Here is a 15286-nt window from a genome sequence, read left to right as displayed (position 1 = left end):
AAGCCAGACCTCCGGTGGAAGTATCTGGAAAAAGATGAAGGGGCGGTCAGGTACTGGCCGCCTCTTTCAGTTTATAGACCAGTTCCAGCGCCTCGCGCGGGGTGAGTTCGTCGGGCAGGACGTCCGCGAGCATGCCCGTGACCGGTGAGGGTTTCGACGCCGGTGGCGGCGGGGGCGGTGGCGCGGCGGAAAACAGCGGCAGATCGTCGATCAGCGCCTTTTGCTTGCCGCCTTCACGTTCGCTTTTCTCAAGCTGGTCGAGAACCACGCGGGCACGTTCGACGACCGAAGACGGCAGGCCCGCAAGCTGTGCGACCTGGACGCCATAGGAACGGTCGGCGGCGCCCTTGCGGACTTCGTGGAGGAAGATCACTTCGCCCTCCCACTCCCGCACTGCGACGGTGGCATTGTCGACGCCGTCGAGACTGCCGGCCAGCGCCGTGAGCTCGTGATAGTGCGTGGCGAACAGGGCGCGGCATTTGTTCGAGGCGTGCAGGTGTTCCAGCGTGGCCCAGGCGATGGAGAGCCCGTCATAGGTGGCGGTGCCACGCCCGATCTCGTCGAGAATGACCAGCGCGCGCTCGTCGGCCTGATTGAGGATGGCGGCGGTTTCGACCATTTCGACCATGAAGGTCGAACGCCCCCGCGCCAGATCATCCGACGCGCCGACCCGGCTGAACAGCTGGCTGACGAGACCGATATGGGCGATGTCGGCGGGCACGTAGCTGCCCATTTGCGCCAACAGAGCGATCAGGGCGTTCTGGCGCAGGAAGGTCGATTTACCGGCCATGTTGGGACCGGTCAGCAGCCAGATTGCGGCACCGCCTTCGGCCGAGAGGTCGCAATCGTTGGCGATGAAGGCATCACCGCTTTGCTGGCGCAGGGCGTGTTCGACGACCGGGTGGCGGCCGCCTTCGATATGGAAGGCGCGAGAGGTATCGATCGTCGGGCGGCACCAGTTTTCGCCGCGCGCGAGGTCGGCCAGCGCGGTGGTCAGGTCAATCTCCGCCAATCCACGAGCGGTCTGGTTCAGGCGCGCGGCCTGATCGAGAATGGCGTTGGAAAGCCTTGCATAGAGCCGCTTTTCAATCTCAAGCGCCAGGTTGCCGGCGTTCAGGATGCGGGTTTCGATTTCGCTCAGCTCGACGGTGGTGAAACGCACCTGATTGGCGGTGGTCTGGCGGTGAATATAGGTTTCGCTGAGCGGGGCGCCGAGCATTTTGGATGCATGGGTGGCGGTGGTTTCGATGAAATAGCCCAGCACGTTGTTGTGCTTGATCTTCAGCGAAGAAATCCCGGTATGGTCGATGTACTTCTGCTGGAACCCGGCGATGACCGAGCGGCCTTCGTCCCGCAGGGTGCGGGCCTCGTCCAGTTCCGCGTCATAGCCGGAAGCGATGAAGCCGCCGTCGCGGGCCAGCAGCGGCGGTTCGGCGACAAGGGCCGCATCCAGAAGCCCGAGCAGGTCGTCAAAGCCGGTGAGGCCGCGCACCGCCTCCGCCAGAACCGGGGGCAGGTCATTGCTGACGCAGAGGCTGGCAATCTGTTCGGCCTGCGCCAGCCCGTTCCGGATTGCGGCAAGATCGCGCGGGCCGCCCCGGTCGAGCGACAGCCGCGACAGGGCGCGGTCCAGATCGGGGGTTTTGCGCAATGCCTCGCGCAGGTCCGAGGCGATCAGCGTTTCCTCGGCGCAAAAGCCCACGGCGTCGTGGCGGGCATGGATGACATCTGCCGTGCGGGAGGGGCTGGAGAGGCGCTGTTCCAGCAACCGCGCGCCGCCTGCCGTCACCGTGCGGTCAATGACCGAAAGAAGCGATCCGGCGCGGCCGCCCGAAAGCGAGCGGGTGATTTCCAGATTGCGGCGGGTTGCGGCATCGATCTGGACTGTGCGGTCCTGAGCTTCTTTCTGCGGCATCTGCAAGAGGGGCAGTTTGCCCTTTTGCGTTATGTCCAGATAGTCGACCAGGGCGCCCATGGCGGCGACCTCGGCCCGGTCAAAGCTGCCGAAGGCATCCAGTGCGCCGACCCCGAACAGGGCGCAGATGCGTTTTTCGCCCGCTGTGCTGTCAAAGCTCGCGCGCCCGATCGGGGTCACGGGAACACCCAGGTCGCGGGCGGTATCGGCCAGTTTCCCTTCCATCCCGTCGGCAACGATCAGTTCGGACGGGGCCAGCCGCGCCAGTTCGGGGCTGAGCCGTGCGGGCGACAGGGGCATCACGTGAAACGCGCCGGTCGAGATGTCGGTCCAGGCCAGCGCGGTCTGGTCACGCACTTCGGCATAGGCGGTCAGAAAGTTGTGCCGCCGCGCCTCAAGCAGCGCGTCTTCGGTTAGTGTGCCGGGGGTGACAAGGCGCACGACATCTCGCTTTACCACCGATTTGGAGCCCCTTTTTTTGGCCTCTGCCGGGCTTTCCATCTGTTCGCAGACCGCGACGCGAAAGCCCTTGCGAATCAGGGTCAGCAGATATCCTTCGGCGGAATGTACCGGCACGCCGCACATCGGGATGTCAGCGCCATTGTGCTTGCCGCGCTTGGTGAGCGCGATGTCCAGTGCCTCGGCGGCATTCACCGCATCCTCGAAAAACATCTCATAGAAATCGCCCATGCGGTAAAACAGCAGGGCATCGGGATGGGCCGCCTTGATTTCCAGATATTGTGCCATCATCGGTGTGACACCACTGGATGCTGTTTTAGACATGCGTTGCCTTACTCAAAGTTCTAGAAATTATCGAAATTACTTGGGTTGCAAGTAATATTAATAACTTCTAACAGTTTCACATGGATCAGGTTTTCAACCCCTATACCCCGGGTGCCGGAACGCCCCCACTTGTACTTGCCGGACGGGACGACATCTTGCAAGCGGCAGAGACGGCCCTGAAACGTATCAAGATCGGACGCCCGGGGCGGTCGCAGATGTTTCTGGGGCTACGCGGCGTTGGTAAGACGGTGCTTCTTAACCATGTCTTCAATGTTGCCGAGGACGAAGGCTTTTTCACGATCAAGATCGAAGCACCGGAAAACGGCGATTTTGCGCAACGCTGCTTTCCCGAACTCAAGCGCATCCTGTTACGATTGAGTACGCAGAAAAACCTGCGCCACAAGATCGAGAAAGCCGGAACGGCGATGCGCAATTTCGCCTCGATTTTCCAGGTGTCCTATGAAGGGTTCGAGTTTGGCGCAAGCCCGAGTGCCGGCATTTCGGATACCGGCGATTTCGAAAGCGATTTCTCGGAAATGATGCGCATGGTGCTTGAGGCCGCGCAAGCCGCCGACAGACATGTTGCGCTTTTTATTGATGAGGTCCAATATCTTTCGCCCAAGGAATTGGCGGCCATCACCGTTACTTGCCACGATGCGGCGCAGCGCAAGCTGCCGTTCGTATACTTTGGCGCTGGCCTGCCGCAGATTGCCAAACTGGTCGGAGATGCGAAATCCTATGCCGAGCGGTTGTATGAATTCCCCGAGGTTGGACCGTTGAGCGACAAGGCGGCGACAGAGGCGCTGCAGCAGCCGGCACGGGACGAAGGTGCGGAATTTGAACCGGATGCCGTACAGGAAATACTTCGACGATCCCGCAACTATCCATATTTCCTTCAGGAATGGGGGTCACATGTCTGGGCGATTTCCGAGGCGTCGCCATTCACGCTGAAAGATGTACGTGCAGCCGAACAATCCCTTGTCCGGCATCTGGATGCCAGCTTTTTTCGGGTCCGCTTTGATCGCTGCAAGCCGGTGCAGCAGAAATATCTGCGCGCAATGGCCGAACTGGGCCCGGGTCCGTATGCGACCGGCGATATCGCCGCGGCGCTGGGCTGCGAGCCGTCGCAGGTTTCAACGACACGTGCGAATCTCATTCAGTTGGGCATGATCTGGAGCCAACGCCACGGCGAAACGGCCTTTACCGTTCCGCTATTCGATGAATTCATGCGACGGCAGATGCCCAAGCTGATCAAACACAAACCAAAGAAACGAAAGTAACCCCGATGCCCAAAGCGAAGATCACCAAAGAAGAGGCACTGGCCTTTCACCTGGAACCAACCCCCGGCAAGTGGGAGGTACAGGCCACCGTTCCAATGACAACGCAGCGCGATCTGTCGCTGGCCTACAGCCCCGGTGTGGCCGTTCCATGCGAAGCCATCGCCGAAGCGCCCGAGACCGCCTATGACTATACCAACAAGGGCAATCTGGTCGCGGTGATCTCGAACGGGACCGCCGTGCTGGGCCTTGGCAATCTGGGCGCGCTGGGCTCGAAACCGGTGATGGAGGGGAAATCGGTCCTGTTCAAACGGTTCGCCGATGTGAACTCGATCGATATCGAACTGGATACCGAGGACCCGGACGAATTCTGTCGCGCGGTGCGCCTGATGGGGCCGACCTTTGGCGGCATCAATCTGGAAGACATCAAAGCGCCGGAATGTTTCATCATCGAACAGCGCCTGAAGGAAGAAATGGACATTCCCGTCTTCCATGACGACCAGCACGGCACGGCGGTGATCTGTGCGGCGGGCCTGATCAACGCGCTGCATATCTCGGGCAAGAAGATCGAGGATGTGAAGATCGTCCTGAATGGTGCCGGCGCGGCTGGGATTGCCTGTATCGAACTGCTCAAGGCGATGGGCGCGCGGCATGAGAACTGCATCGTCTGCGACACCAAGGGCGTGATCTATCAGGGCCGGACCGAGGGCATGAACCAGTGGAAATCCGCCCACGCGATCACGACCGAACTGCGCACGCTGGAAGAGGCGATGAAGGGTGCCGACGTGTTCCTGGGCGTGTCGGTCAAAGGGGCGGTGACGCAGGACATGGTGGCCTCCATGGCCGATAACCCGGTGATCTTCGCCATGGCGAACCCGGACCCGGAAATCACGCCGGAAGAGGCGCATGAGGTACGCGTCGACGCCATCGTTGCCACCGGGCGCAGCGATTATCCCAATCAGGTCAACAACGTTCTGGGTTTCCCCTATCTGTTCCGTGGGGCGCTGGACATTCATGCGCGGGCCATCAATGACGAGATGAAGATTGCCTGCGCCCACGCGCTGGCCCGTCTGGCGCGCGAGGATGTGCCGGACGAAGTGGCATTGGCCTATGGGCGGAACCTGACCTTTGGGCGGGATTATATCATCCCGACGCCGTTCGACCCGCGTCTGATCCACCGGATTCCGCCCGCCGTGGCCAGGGCCGGCATGGATACGGGTGCCGCACGGCGGCCGATCATCGATATGGATGCCTATGAGCTGGGGCTGAAATCCCGTATGGACCCGACCGCCAGCATTCTGCGCGGCATCAACGCTCGTGCGCGCCAGGCGCAAAGCCGGATGATCTTTGCCGAGGGCGACGATCCCCGCGTGCTGCGCGCGGCGGTCACCTATCAGCGTTCGGGCTTTGGCAAGGCGCTGGTGATCGGGCGCCCCGACGATGTGAAGCAAAAGCTCGAGGCTGCAGGCCTTGGCGACGCGGTGCGTGAGATAGACGTGGTCAACGCGGCCAACACCGCGCATCTGGAGACATACAAGGATTTCCTGTACAAACGCCTGCGGCGCAAGGGGTTCGACGGCAAGGATGTGCACCGGCTGGCGGCGCGTGACCGGCATGTGTTCTCGGCGCTGATGCTGGCGCATGGGCACGGCGATGGTCTGGTGACCGGAGCGACACGGAAATCGGCTCATGTGCTGGATCAGATCAACCACGTGTTCGATGCCGACGCGGCCCATGGTGCGGCGGGCATCACCGCGCTGATGCACAAGGGGCGTATCGTTCTGATTGGGGATACGCTGGTGCATGAATGGCCTTCGGAGGAGGATCTGGCGACCATTGCCGAACGGGCCGCGGATGTCGCCCGCCACATGGGGATGGAACCGCGCGTGGCCTTTGTCAGTTTTTCGACCTTCGGCTACCCGGTCTCGGAGCGGACCGAGAAGCTTTACAAAGCGCCCAAGGTGCTGGAGGCGCGTGGCGTCGATTTCGAGTTCGAAGGCGAAATGACCGTCGACGTGGCGCTAAACGCGCGCGCGCAGGAGGCCTATCCCTTTTCGCGTCTGACCGGCCCGGCGAATATCCTGATCGTTCCGGCGCGGCACTCGGCCTCGATCTCGACCAAGCTGATGCAGGAAATGGCGGGGGCGACGGTGGTGGGCCCGATCCTGACCGGGATCGACAAGCCGATCCAGATTTGCTCGACCGTATCGACCGCGAACGACATCCTGAACATGGCCGCGCTGGCCTCGGCCAAGATCGGATAGGCCGTGGCGATCTGGAACCTCGGCTCGATCAATGCGGATATGGTCTATGCCGTGCCGCATCTGCCGAAACGTGGCGAAACGCTGGCCGCGACCGGCTTGTCGCGGTTTATGGGCGGCAAGGGCGCGAACATGTCGGTGGCGGCGGCGCGGGCCGGGGCAGAGGTTCGTCATATCGGTGCGGTCGGACCGGAAGGGGACTGGGCAATCGACCGGTTGGGGGAATATGGCGTCGATACCCGCCATATCGCGCAGGTCGGAATTCCAACCGGCCATGCAATCATCGCGGTGGAGCAATCCGGCGAAAACCTGATTGTCCTGTTTCCCGGGGCGAACCGGGAAATCTCGTCTGAGCAGCTGAACCGGGCGCTGGCCGGTGCGCAAAAAGGTGATCTGCTGGTTTTGCAGAACGAAACCAATGCGCAGGCCGAGGCCGCGAAGATGGGTCGCGAACTGGGGCTGAAGGTCTGTTACGCGGCGGCGCCATTCGATGCAGATGCGGTCCGGGCGGTGCTGGAGCACCTTGATTTCCTGATCCTGAATGAGGTCGAGGCAGAGCAGTTGCAGGCCGCCACCGGGCTTGCGCCTCAGAACCTGCCAGTTGCGCAGGTGATTGTTACCCTTGGGTCAAGGGGCGCGCGGTGTTTCGACACAAACACCGGGAAAAAGCAGGATTTTCCGGCCTACAAAGTGAACGCGGTGGACACCACCGGGGCAGGCGACACCTTTACCGGCTATGTGCTTGCCGGAATGGATGCAGGCCTGCAGATGCCAAAGGCGATTTCTCAGGCGATGCGTGCCGCGGCCATCATGGTCACGCGGCACGGGACGGCGGATGTCATTCCCGACCTGAAAGAGGTTCGCGAGGCGCGGCTGGATTAGCTGCCGGCAAAGGGTGCTGCATCGCCCCAAAGCTGTCTGACTCGCTGGTCACGCCCGCAGGCCTTGCGATAGGCCTTATAGGCGCTGGCCTGCCGCTTGGGCCCGAACCGGGTCAGAACCAGCTTGGTGCCTTTGTAGTAATCCTGATGATAGGCCTCGGCCGGATAAAAGGTCGATGCGTTCAGGATCGGGGTGACGATATTCTGCCCCAGCGCGGCCTGAGCGTCGGCCCTGGCCTGCTCGGCCAGCGCCTTTTCCCCTTTGTCAGAGACAAATATGGCAGTCCGGTAGCTTTCGCCACGGTCGCAGAACTGCCCCCCGGCATCGGTCGGGTCCACCGAGCGGAAAAACAGGCTCAGCAGGGTTTCGCGTGATACTTTTGCAGGGTCAAAGGTGATTTGCACCGCCTCGTAGTGACCGGTTCCTCCGGCGGTGACCTGCTTGTAGGTCGGGTTTTCGACCTTGCCGCCGGTATACCCGGAAACCGCCCCGATCACGCCGGGGACGTGCTCGAAATCGGATTCGACACACCAGAAACAACCACCGGCCACCGTCAGTGTCCGGGTCTCGGCGGCGATGGCCGGCAGGCAGCGCATCAGAGCTGTGATCAGGATCAGGAAAAACAGAGCAAAGGCTTTGAGATCGCGGGTCTGGGTCATGGCGGTTCTCCTTTGCCAATAAGCTGCATCCGGATCGCGGGCAAAACAATCCACAGTTCTGTGTTCTCACACACAGGTGAGTGTTGTTTACCCCTTGGCCTTGCCGTATCGCGAGACTAGCTTGCCGCCAACGGGGAGAGAGTGATGGCCGAAACGATGAACGTCCAACAGGTGCGGGAAGGCACGCCAACACCCACGGGAGAGACCAGCAGAGGAGCGTCGTCGTGAAAATCGCAATGTGGTCTGGGCCGCGCAATCTGTCGACGGCCATGATGTACAGCTTCGGCGCGCGCACAGACTGCGCGGTGACCGACGAGCCGTTTTATGCGGCCTATCTGGCGATGACCGGCCTGCATCATCCGATGCGCGAAGAGATCCTGGTCGCGCAGTCGCAGGACCCGGCGGAGGTGGCGGCAAACCTTGCAGGGCCAAACCCCGGCGCGCGCCCGTTCTGGTATCAAAAGCACATGACCCAGCACATGATCCCCGGCGTTCCACGCGACTGGATGCGGCAGGTTCGCAATGTGTTTCTGATCCGCCACCCGGCGCGGGTGATCGCCAGTTACGCAGCAAAGCGGGAAAATCCAACGCTGGACGATATCGGTTTCTGGCAGCAGGCCGAGCTGTTCGACGAAGTAAGCGAATGGGGCGGTGATCCGGTGGTGATCGACAGCCACGATATCCGCGACGATCCCGCCGGGATGCTGGAAAAGCTGTGTGACGCCATCGGCGTGCCCTGGTCGCCGCATATGCTGAACTGGCCAAAGGGCGGCCACCCGGATGACGGCGTCTGGGCGGCGCATTGGTATGGCTCGGTCTGGAATTCGTCCGGGTTCGCGGGGCCCGAAGGGGCTTTGCCCGACGTGCCCGCGCATTTGCAGCCGGTGCTGGAGGGTGCGTTGCCGTTCTATGAGAAAATGAAGGCGGTTAAGCTCTGAGCCGAGTCGACGGCGCCGCTGCCGCAGCACTTTCCAGCGAAAGGAAGGGATTATTTGAGTAGTTGCCCCAACTTCAAGGCAACACTCATATCGCCCGAAACTTTGAGCTTGCCCATCATCACCCCGGTCATCGGGTTGAGTTTCCCGGTCAGCAGTTTCACCAGATTTCCGGTCGAAATGCGGATCGTGCAATCGGTGTTGCGGTTCTGGGTCGTGGCCATGTCGTTGGCCAGAACGATCACTCCGTCGGCGCCGCAGTCGAATTTCAGCGACCCGTCGAAACTTTTTCCGGCCAGCCCCGACTGAATACCGTTTGCTATGTCCTCAAGCGCCATGTTGCCCTCTTGCCGTTTGTGCAAGCGTTAGGAACGGGTCGGCACCAGGGCAAGCATGACCACGCGGCAGCGCTCAGCCGTCTTGGATCGCGGTCAAAGTCAGGGGGCAGGTTTCGCCGCCATAGAAGCAATCGAGGATATCCTGAAACTCACCCGGTGCGCCGGGCACAGCGGCAAAAAGCGTCATGCACGAGCGCAGTTTTTTCGCATCGATGCCGCCCAGAATCTCGGTGGCGTCCTTGTCTTTGTGGGTCAGCAACAGGCGGCTGACCTCAACCAGGCGGTGGCGCAGTTCGGGGTGATCCAGATAAGCGGTCGCCTCATCCAGATCCTCGATCCCGTAAAGCTGCGCCATGTGCGACCGGCCCAGTTCGGCCAGTTGCGGAAAGACGAACCACATCCAATGGCTGGTTTTCTTGCCGTCGGACAGTTCGCGCAGGACATCGGCCCATACCGTGTCCTGCGCCTCGATGAACATGTCGAGTTCTTCGTTTATGGCGTCGTCGTCACTCACTTCGACAGGCGCTTGTCACGTGCGGCCAGCAGCTTCAGACGCAGCGCGTTCAGCTGGATGAAGCCTGCGGCGTCTTTCTGATCGTAGGCACCGGCATCTTCTTCAAAGGTCACATGCGCCTCGGAATAGAGCGAATGATCCGACCAGCGGCCCACGGTCGAGGCCAGACCCTTGTACAGCTTCACGCGGACAGTGCCGGTGACGTGCTCTTGCGACCTGTCAATCGCGGCCTGCAGCATCTCACGCTCGGGGCTGTACCAGAAACCGTTGTAAATCAGCTCGGCATATTGCGGCATCAGCTGATCTTTCAGGTGCATCGCGCCGCGGTCCATGGTGATGGATTCGATCCCGCGATGCGCTTCCAGCAGGATGGTGCCGCCCGGAGTTTCGTAGATGCCGCGCGATTTCATGCCCACAAAACGGCCTTCGACCAGATCGAGACGGCCAATGCCGTGCTTGCCGCCATATTCATTCAGCTTGGTCAGGATGGTCGCGGGGCTCATCGCTTCGCCATTGATGCTGACCGCGTCGCCTTTTTCAAAGCCGATCTCGATGAATTCCGGCTCGTTCGGTGCGTCCTCGGGATGGACAGTGCGCTGATAGACATAGTCCGGTGCCATATCGGCGGGGTCTTCCAGAACCTTACCCTCGGACGAGGTGTGCAGCAGGTTGGCATCGACCGAGAAGGGCGCCTCGCCGCGTTTGTCCTTGGCAATCGGGATCTGGTTCGCCTCGGCGAATTCCAGCAGCTTGGTGCGGCTGGTCAGGTCCCACTCGCGCCACGGGGCGATCACCTTGATCTCGGGGTTCAGCGCGTAGGCCGCCAGCTCAAAGCGCACCTGGTCGTTGCCCTTGCCGGTCGCGCCGTGGGCGACGGCATCGGCACCGGTGGCTTCGGCAATCTCGACCAGGCGTTTCGAGATCAGCGGGCGCGCGATCGAGGTGCCCAGCAGATACAGCCCCTCATACTGCGCATTGGCGCGGAACATCGGGAAGACGAAGTCGCGAACGAATTCTTCGCGGATGTCCTCGATATAGATGTTCTCGGGCTTGATCCCCAGCAGCTCGGCCTTCTTGCGGGCGGGCTCCAGCTCTTCGCCCTGACCCAGATCGGCGGTGAAGGTCACGACCTCACAGCCATACTCGGTCTGCAGCCATTTCAGGATGATCGAGGTATCAAGGCCACCGGAATAGGCCAGAACAACTTTCTTGGGCGCGGACATCTGACTTCCCTTTATGCGTAGAACGATTGGCCCCTAGCGGGTTTTGGACGTGGGGGCAAGTTATGTGCGTTGACCAAAGCCGGGAATTGAGGTGAAACGGTTGGAAAGAGAACAAGGATTGGTTGAGAGAGGGATTTCATTTGTTTGGCTATCGTTTATTCAGACACGCTGTTTTGCTGCTGATTGACAATCTGCCTGCTGCGGCGAGACTAAGTTTGCTTCCCTTCCTAGGCATTGGTGCTGCCAGCTATTTTGTGTTGTTTTTTCTGTCCCCATCAGGGCAGATCAACAACGAGGGTGCCGTTCCATGGTTCGTTTTCGGATTAATATTTGCCTACGCAACTGTCTTTGTATGGGTAGCGGTAGGTTGGCATCGATACGTACTTCTTGGCATTGAACCCGGTCCTGCCTGGCCTGTGTGGAACGGCGAGAGAAATTGGGCATATGTTGGAGCGGCGTTACGAATAGTTCCTCTAAGTTTCGCTTTTGGGCTAATCGCCGGAGTTCTGTTCTTGATCCCAGCCGCCGTTTTCTATGGCGGCACGGTTGCGTCAAATGATGGAACGATCCTGGGGTTCCTTTTGGGGATAGTACTTTCATATATGGCTTTGCGACTATCATTGGTTCTGCCCGCAGCAGCTGTCGGAGAGTTTATGCGAGTTATTGAATCATGGAAAAAAACCAATAAACATGCGAAGTCTGTATTTGTTACCGCACTTTGCTTTGGCGTTTTGACGGCGATTCCAAACCTGCTGTTGCTGACGCCGTTGGCTCCTATACTCGATAGCTTTGTCTATACTCTGGTCGCTCAATGGTTTCTCCTTATGCTTGGCATAAGCGTTTTGACAGCCTTGTATGGCCATATCGTCGAAGGGCGCGAGCTGCGATAGGTTTCGGGTACACATATGTATTCCTTGCCCTTTCAGCGGTGATGCGGCAGTGAAACAGCCATGACTGACTTCATGACCCGCGCCCGTGCTGCCGAGCAGGCGATGCGATCCGTCTTCCCTGCAACGCCGTTGCAGCTGAACGCCCATCTCTCCGAGCGGTATGGGGCCGATATCTGGCTCAAGCGCGAGGACCTCAGCCCGGTGCGGTCTTACAAGATCCGCGGCGCGTTCAATGCCATGCGCAAGCAGCAGGGTCAGGACCTGTTCGTCTGCGCCAGCGCCGGCAATCACGCGCAGGGCGTGGCGTTCATGTGCAAGCATCTGGGTGTGCGGGGTGTCATCTTCATGCCGGTGACCACGCCGCAGCAGAAGATTCAGAAAACCCGCATTTTCGGCGGCGACAACATCGAGATCCACCTGATTGGCGACTATTTCGACGACACGCTGGCCGCCGCGCAAAAATGGTGCACCGAGCAGGGCGGGCATTTTCTGTCGCCTTTCGACGATGAGGATGTGATCGAAGGTCAGGCCTCGCTGGCCGTCGAGATCGAGGCACAGCTGGGCGGGCTGCCCGATCACGTGATCTTGCCGGTTGGTGGGGGCGGGATGTCCTCGGGCGTGGCAACATGGTTCGGGGATCGGACCCATTGCCTGTTTGTCGAACCCAAGGGTGGGGCCTGCCTGCGGGCTGCACTGGCGGCAGGGCATCCGGTGGCGCTGGATCATGTGGATACGTTTGTCGATGGTGCGGCGGTGGGGCGGATTGGGGCGAAACCGTTTGAGTTGCTCGGGGATCGCAATCTCTCGGATGTGCTGGTCCTGTCCGAAGACCGCATCTGCACCACCATGATCGAGATGCTGAACGTCGAGGGCATCGTGCTTGAACCCGCCGGGGCGCTGGCCATCGAGGCGGTGTCGGATGTTCAGAGCTTTATCCGCGGCAAAACCGTGGTCTGTGTCACCTCTGGCGGAAACTTCGATTTCGAGCGTCTGCCAGAGGTCAAGGAACGGGCACAGCGTTATTCCGGGGTCAAGAAATACTTCATCCTGCGGCTGCCGCAGCGGCCCGGTGCGCTCAAGGAGTTTCTGGGCATTCTCGGCCCCGATGACGATATCGCACGGTTCGAATACATGAAGAAATCGGCGCGCAATTTCGGCTCGGTCCTGATCGGGATCGAAACCAGCAAGCCGGAAAATTTCATGCGGTTGTTTGCGCATCTGGATGATGCCGGATTCACCTATACCGACATTACCGAGGACGAAACGCTGGCGCAGTTCGTGATCTGACGGTCAGACGTTGTGATCCAGCCCGGTCAGAAACTCGGCCCGCGACACGGTAAACGACCGGACGATTTCATCGAGATCGACCAAAGCCGCATCACCTGCCGCGGCCTGGCGTTCACCGTCCTGACACAGGGTTGAAAAGGACTGAAATCCCAGGCTCAGGGCGCTGCCTTTGAGAAAGTGCAGGTTCCTTTCCAGATCCGTCCGGCCCGTATCATCGCGGGTTCGCTTGATCACCTCGTGCACCTCTTCCATGAAGATCTGAACCACCTCCGGAAACTCCTCGGCGCCGACCTCGTCCCGCAGCTGTTTGACTCTTGGCCAGTGGATCATGGCGCACCTGTTTCCCGATCTCGTTCACTCTTTGGTAGGACATCGCGGGTAAACACGCGGTTAAGAATTTTGAGAACACCCCGGCACTTTCGGGTTTCATCTTATGTTAAACGCCAATGCCTAGTTTCGACAAAGCCGGTCAGAGGCAGGCAACGGGATTTTAGGGTGCTGAAAATCAAGGATGCAGAGGCCCGGGCCGGGGACGGTTTTGGGGCGATCCGAAAGGTTCTGGTCGTCGATGACAGCCGCCTGCAGCGCCGCATCCTTGTCGGATCGCTAAGGAAATGGGGGTTCGAGGTGGTCGAGGCCGACTGCGGCGAGGCCGCGATCGAGCTTTGCCGCCACAACCCGCCCGATCTGGTGCTCAGCGACTGGGTGATGCCGGGGATGAGCGGGCTGGAATTCTGTCAGGCGTTTCGCGCCTTGGAATGCGATGAATATGCCTATTTCATCCTGCTGACCTCGAAAAGCGAAAAGAACGAGGTGGCGCAGGGACTGGATGCGGGGGCGGATGATTTTCTGATCAAACCGCTGGGCGCGGATGAGTTGCGCGCCCGCATCGCCGCCGGTGCGCGCATTCTGAGGATGCAGCGGGAGCTGTCCGAAAAAAACCGCATCATCGAAAAGGCGCTGGGCGAATTGCGGCTTGCCCACGACGCCATCGACAAGGATCTGATACAGGCCCGGAAAATCCAGGACTCGCTGGTGCCCGAACTGACCCGCCAGTTTGGCAACTCGCGGGTCAGCCTGCTGCTCAAGCCCTGTGGCCATATCGGTGGCGATCTGGTGGGCATGTTCTCTCCGGGTGTGAACCGGCTGGGGTTCTACAGCATTGACGTGTCCGGCCACGGGATCACCTCGGCGATGATGACGGCGCGGCTGGGCGGCTATCTGTCCAGCACCTATTTCGACCAGAACGTCGCCATGCAGAAAAGGTTCGACCGGTTCTATGCCCTGCTACCGCCCGAGGAAGTGGCGGCCATGCTCAATTCACGGCTGATCGCCGACACCGGGGTCGAGGAATATTTCACCATGGTCTATGCCATTGTCGACCTGCGCAACGGTCACCTGAAGATGGTCCAGGCGGGCCATCCGCACCCTCTGGTGCTGCGTCGGGACGGGCGGGCGGAGTTTCTGGGCGAGGGCGGCGTGCCCATCGGGCTGCTGCCGGACATAACCTATCAGCGGGTGGATACCTATCTGGAACCGGGCGACCGGCTGCTGCTGTATTCTGACGGGTTCACCGAATGCAGGCTGGCCGCCGGCGGCATGCTGGAGCCGGAAGGGTTGCTGGAATTGGTGCGGCAATGCGGGCCGGATCTGAACGGGCAGGAGTTTCTGGACGATCTGTTCTGGCGGCTCACTCAGATCATGTCGCCCGATCATGGCCTGGATGACGACGTTTCGGCGGCATTTTTCGAGTATGACGGCATCATATGAGCGCGGGTGAGGGTCATTGCCCCCTTGCCTTGCCGGCAATGCCGCGCGGCGCGGATCACGAACAAGCGGAATACCGACCGTTCAGAAACCCTGAACGTGCCGGTTGGCGAAGTGGCGATCGCCGGCATTACCCAGACGTTGCGCGGCCTCGCCCGCTTCCATCCACAGCGCCTCGTGAAAGGCTTCGGTCGGCGGGCCCGTGCGGCGCACCGGGCGGGCGCGGTAGATCAGGCAGATCTTTTCGGCCCACAGATCATATTCCGGCATATAGGCAAAGCGGCGGAACGCGCCGACGCGTCTGGGCGTGGCGATAAGCCAGCCGGTTTCCTCGAACACTTCGCGATGCAGGGCGGTGATTGGCGATTCTCCGGGGTCGATGCCGCCGCCCGGAAGTTGCAGATCGGGGCCGGGCTCTGTCTGGCATGTCAGCAACAGTGCGTTGCCGCGCGGCAGCAGGGCATAGACGCCGACGCGGCGGATGTATTTCCGGCCCGGTTCGGGGGTTTCACCGAAACGCCTGATCATGTATGGCCCCTTTCAACCAATTCAGTT

The 15286-nt window shown here is 60.6% G+C and carries 14 protein-coding genes; 7 read left to right on the top strand and 7 right to left on the bottom strand.

Annotated features, from left to right (window positions below; genetic code table 11):
• Nucleotides 1-46: 46 nt before the first annotated feature.
• Nucleotides 47-2665 (bottom strand): DNA mismatch repair protein MutS, encoded by a 2619-nt coding sequence (mutS, locus tag ACR0AO_RS08045; protein WP_480602625.1) that lies wholly within the window; start codon nt 2663-2665, stop codon nt 47-49.
• 113 nt (nt 2666-2778) lie between these two features.
• Between mutS and ACR0AO_RS08040 the strand changes: the two genes are divergently transcribed.
• The 3 genes from ACR0AO_RS08040 to ACR0AO_RS08030 are packed head-to-tail and all read left to right on the top strand — an operon-like array spanning nt 2779 to nt 7118.
• Nucleotides 2779-3978 (top strand): AAA family ATPase, encoded by a 1200-nt coding sequence (locus ACR0AO_RS08040; protein WP_480602205.1) that lies wholly within the window; start codon nt 2779-2781, stop codon nt 3976-3978.
• A 5-nt stretch (nt 3979-3983) separates the two neighbouring features.
• Nucleotides 3984-6239 (top strand): NADP-dependent malic enzyme, encoded by a 2256-nt coding sequence (locus tag ACR0AO_RS08035; protein WP_480602203.1) that lies wholly within the window; start codon nt 3984-3986, stop codon nt 6237-6239.
• A 3-nt stretch (nt 6240-6242) separates the two neighbouring features.
• Entirely contained in the window at nt 6243-7118 is an 876-nt protein-coding gene (locus ACR0AO_RS08030) for a ribokinase (RefSeq protein ID WP_480602201.1), read from the top strand.
• Here the strand turns inward: ACR0AO_RS08030 and msrA are convergent.
• The gene (gene msrA, locus ACR0AO_RS08025; protein ID WP_480602198.1) at nt 7115-7777 is read right to left on the bottom strand and encodes a peptide-methionine (S)-S-oxide reductase MsrA; all 663 of its coding nucleotides are present in this window, start codon (nt 7775-7777) and stop codon (nt 7115-7117) included. The genes ACR0AO_RS08030 and msrA overlap by 4 nt on opposite strands.
• A 224-nt stretch (nt 7778-8001) precedes the next feature.
• Here msrA and ACR0AO_RS08020 point away from each other — a divergent pair, with 224 nt between their 5' ends.
• Entirely contained in the window at nt 8002-8715 is a 714-nt protein-coding gene (locus ACR0AO_RS08020; protein WP_480602194.1) for a sulfotransferase-like domain-containing protein, read from the top strand.
• A gap of 50 nt (nt 8716-8765) precedes the next feature.
• On the opposite strand, the gene ACR0AO_RS08015 is transcribed toward ACR0AO_RS08020, so the two are convergent.
• From ACR0AO_RS08015 to ACR0AO_RS08005, 3 genes are all read right to left on the bottom strand, one after another.
• Nucleotides 8766-9050 carry an SCP2 sterol-binding domain-containing protein gene (locus ACR0AO_RS08015; protein WP_480602192.1) on the bottom strand — a complete coding sequence of 95 codons (285 nt, stop codon included), beginning with the start codon at nt 9048-9050 and terminating at the stop codon, nt 8766-8768.
• A gap of 73 nt (nt 9051-9123) precedes the next feature.
• Nucleotides 9124-9528 (bottom strand): DUF1810 domain-containing protein, encoded by a 405-nt coding sequence (locus tag ACR0AO_RS08010; protein WP_480602623.1) that lies wholly within the window; start codon nt 9526-9528, stop codon nt 9124-9126.
• A gap of 32 nt (nt 9529-9560) precedes the next feature.
• Complete coding sequence (locus ACR0AO_RS08005) at nt 9561-10787, bottom strand: argininosuccinate synthase (RefSeq protein ID WP_480602190.1); 1227 nt, start codon at nt 10785-10787, stop codon at nt 9561-9563.
• A gap of 140 nt (nt 10788-10927) precedes the next feature.
• Here ACR0AO_RS08005 and ACR0AO_RS08000 point away from each other — a divergent pair, with 140 nt between their 5' ends.
• Both ACR0AO_RS08000 and ilvA read left to right on the top strand, forming a co-directional pair.
• A complete protein-coding gene (locus tag ACR0AO_RS08000) occupies nt 10928-11677 on the top strand; it encodes a hypothetical protein (RefSeq protein ID WP_480602188.1) in 750 nt (249 codons plus the stop codon).
• Between the two features lie 60 nt (nt 11678-11737).
• The gene (gene ilvA, locus ACR0AO_RS07995) at nt 11738-12964 is read left to right on the top strand and encodes a threonine ammonia-lyase IlvA (protein ID WP_480602185.1); all 1227 of its coding nucleotides are present in this window, start codon (nt 11738-11740) and stop codon (nt 12962-12964) included.
• Nucleotides 12965-12967: 3 nt separating this feature from the next.
• Here ilvA and ACR0AO_RS07990 read toward each other — a convergent pair whose 3' ends face one another.
• Nucleotides 12968-13294 (bottom strand): Hpt domain-containing protein, encoded by a 327-nt coding sequence (locus ACR0AO_RS07990; protein WP_480602183.1) that lies wholly within the window; start codon nt 13292-13294, stop codon nt 12968-12970.
• Nucleotides 13295-13459: 165 nt separating this feature from the next.
• On the opposite strand from ACR0AO_RS07990, the gene ACR0AO_RS07985 reads away from it, so the two are divergent.
• Complete coding sequence (locus ACR0AO_RS07985; RefSeq protein ID WP_480602180.1) at nt 13460-14734, top strand: PP2C family protein-serine/threonine phosphatase; 1275 nt, start codon at nt 13460-13462, stop codon at nt 14732-14734.
• Between the two features lie 81 nt (nt 14735-14815).
• On the opposite strand, the gene ACR0AO_RS07980 is transcribed toward ACR0AO_RS07985, so the two are convergent.
• A complete protein-coding gene (locus ACR0AO_RS07980; RefSeq protein WP_480602178.1) occupies nt 14816-15259 on the bottom strand; it encodes an NUDIX hydrolase in 444 nt (147 codons plus the stop codon).
• Nucleotides 15260-15286 lie beyond the last annotated feature (27 nt).

The sequence above is a fragment of the Ruegeria sp. AF8 genome (genome assembly GCF_056541825.1).
This window is presented reverse-complemented; position numbering and strand designations above follow the sequence as displayed.

Coding starts and splice junctions, on each gene's coding strand:
- mutS (WP_480602625.1), bottom strand. CDS start 2,665: ATGATGGCACAATATCTGGAAATCAAGGCGGCCCATCCCGATGCCCTG.
- ACR0AO_RS07990 (WP_480602183.1), bottom strand. CDS start 13,294: ATGATCCACTGGCCAAGAGTCAAACAGCTGCGGGACGAGGTCGGCGCC.
- ilvA (WP_480602185.1), top strand. CDS start 11,738: ATGACTGACTTCATGACCCGCGCCCGTGCTGCCGAGCAGGCGATGCGA.
- ACR0AO_RS08015 (WP_480602192.1), bottom strand. CDS start 9,050: ATGGCGCTTGAGGACATAGCAAACGGTATTCAGTCGGGGCTGGCCGGA.
- ACR0AO_RS08010 (WP_480602623.1), bottom strand. CDS start 9,528: ATGTTCATCGAGGCGCAGGACACGGTATGGGCCGATGTCCTGCGCGAA.
- msrA (WP_480602198.1), bottom strand. CDS start 7,777: ATGACCCAGACCCGCGATCTCAAAGCCTTTGCTCTGTTTTTCCTGATC.
- ACR0AO_RS07980 (WP_480602178.1), bottom strand. CDS start 15,259: ATGATCAGGCGTTTCGGTGAAACCCCCGAACCGGGCCGGAAATACATC.
- ACR0AO_RS08035 (WP_480602203.1), top strand. CDS start 3,984: ATGCCCAAAGCGAAGATCACCAAAGAAGAGGCACTGGCCTTTCACCTG.
- ACR0AO_RS08040 (WP_480602205.1), top strand. CDS start 2,779: ATGGATCAGGTTTTCAACCCCTATACCCCGGGTGCCGGAACGCCCCCA.
- ACR0AO_RS08005 (WP_480602190.1), bottom strand. CDS start 10,787: ATGTCCGCGCCCAAGAAAGTTGTTCTGGCCTATTCCGGTGGCCTTGAT.